Source organism: Dactylosporangium sucinum (assembly GCF_014647515.1).
GTDB lineage: Bacteria > Actinomycetota > Actinomycetes > Mycobacteriales > Micromonosporaceae > Dactylosporangium > Dactylosporangium sucinum.
This window is the reverse complement of the sequence record NZ_BMPI01000177.1, coordinates 1-1,553: the sequence shown is the minus strand read 5'-3', so window position 1 is coordinate 1,553 and position 1,553 is coordinate 1. Positions and strand designations below refer to the sequence as shown.

Genomic DNA, 1,553 nt, shown 5'->3' with positions numbered 1-1,553 from the left:
CTAGTGCAGCACCGCGTTAGTTCGTCGGGGGTGTGAGCCAGGCGGTGGGGTTGTTGAGGTAGAGGCCGCAGGCGCAGTCGAGGGCTTCTTCCGGGCTGCCCATGGGCAGCCCGGAAGGCAGGAGGTTGTCCTGGTAGCCGTCGCGGCTGGCGAGGTAGATCGCGAAGCCCCAGGTGTGCAGGACGCCGCCGAACCGCAGCCGGCACAACGGCTGGACGTGGCCGTCGGGCAGGAGCCCGTCGATGTAGGCGAACCCGGCCCGGTAGCGGATCTGCACCGAGGTCAGTTGCGGCCAGTGGTCGCGGGCGTGTTCGTTGAGGCGTTGCCGCAGGTGGTGCTGCATCGACTCGGGCGGGTTCTTGCGGGCCATACGCCCATGCTGCCCTGCCCGCCGGTGGCGCGCCATGATCGGCGATGATCCGCCGGGTCGGGTCGGGGTCGGGTCCATGGACGGGCTGGGTGGGTCGTGGTGGTGGCAGCGGTTGCGGTTGTGCTGGACGAGCAGGCCCGCCGGCAGTTGCAGCGGACCGCCCGATCCGTCCGCGCCGAGGTCCGGGCGGTGCTGCGGGCGAGGATCGTTCTGGCCGCTGCTGATGGACTGCCCAACACCCGCATCGCGATGCAACTGCAGGTCGGCGTGGACACGGTCCGCAAATGGCGGGGCCGGTTCGCCGCAGCGGGACTGGCCGGGCTCGCCGACGCGAAACGGGCCGGGCGGCCCCGCCGCCACGGCGCCGGCGTGCGGGTCCAGGTCGTGGCCGCGGCGACCTCGGTCCCACCCGGCCCGGAATCGACCTGGTCGCACCGGCGCATCGCCGAACACCTCGCCGACACCGGTATCTCACCGTCGCAGGTCGGGCGGATCCTGGCCGACTGCGATGTGCGCCCGTACCGGGTCCGCGGCTGGCTGACCCGCAAGGACGACCCGCTGTTCTGGACCCGCGCCGCCGATATCTGCAGCTTGTATCTGCATCCACCCGCGGACGCGGTGGTGCTGTCCGTCGACGAGAAGACCGCGATCGCCGCCCGGGCCCGCAAACACCCCGGCCGGGCCGCCACCCCCGGCCGCCCGGCCCGGCAGGAGTTCGAATACGTCCGGCACGGCACCGTGTCGATCGTCGCGGCCCTCGACATCCAGACCGGGCAGGTCCTCACCGAACCGATCCAACGCAACGACTCGGCAACCTTCCAACGGTTCCTGACCACGCTCGACGCGGCCATCGACCCGACCAAACAGATCCACGTCGTGCTCGACAACGGCTCCTCACACGTGGCGAAAGCCACCCGAGCCTGGCTGGCCGCGCACCCCCGCTGGCACGTGCACTGGACCCCGGTGCATGCGTCCTGGCTCAACCAGATCGAGCTGTACTTCTCCGCACTGACCCGCCGGGTCGTCCGCCACGGCGACTTCACATCCCGCGACGACCTCATCAACAAGATCGAAACCTATGTGATCGCCAAGAACACCACCGCCAAGCCCTACCGATGGACCTACGACGGCACCCCACTCAAGGCCGCGTAACCCCCGACGAACTAACGCGGTGCTGCACTAG

2 protein-coding genes are annotated in these 1,553 nt (G+C 70.1%); one reads left to right on the top strand and one right to left on the bottom strand.

Going from position 1 to position 1,553, the window contains the following annotated elements; all coding sequences use genetic code 11:
• Positions 1 to 16: 16 nt before the first annotated feature.
• The gene (locus tag IEZ31_RS55650; protein ID WP_190258273.1) at positions 17 to 370 is read right to left on the bottom strand and encodes a hypothetical protein; all 354 of its coding nucleotides are present in this window, start codon (positions 368 to 370) and stop codon (positions 17 to 19) included.
• A gap of 102 nt (positions 371 to 472) precedes the next feature.
• Here IEZ31_RS55650 and IEZ31_RS55645 point away from each other — a divergent pair, with 102 nt between their 5' ends.
• Positions 473 to 1,522 (top strand): IS630 family transposase, encoded by a 1,050-nt coding sequence (locus IEZ31_RS55645; RefSeq protein ID WP_229837340.1) that lies wholly within the window; start codon positions 473 to 475, stop codon positions 1,520 to 1,522.
• The last annotated feature ends 31 nt before the right edge of the window (positions 1,523 to 1,553 follow it).

What these genes read in the sequence shown, in the direction of transcription:
- IEZ31_RS55650 (WP_190258273.1), bottom strand. Translation starts at nt 370, where the DNA reads ATGGCCCGCAAGAACCCGCCCGAGTCGATGCAGCACCACCTGCGGCAA.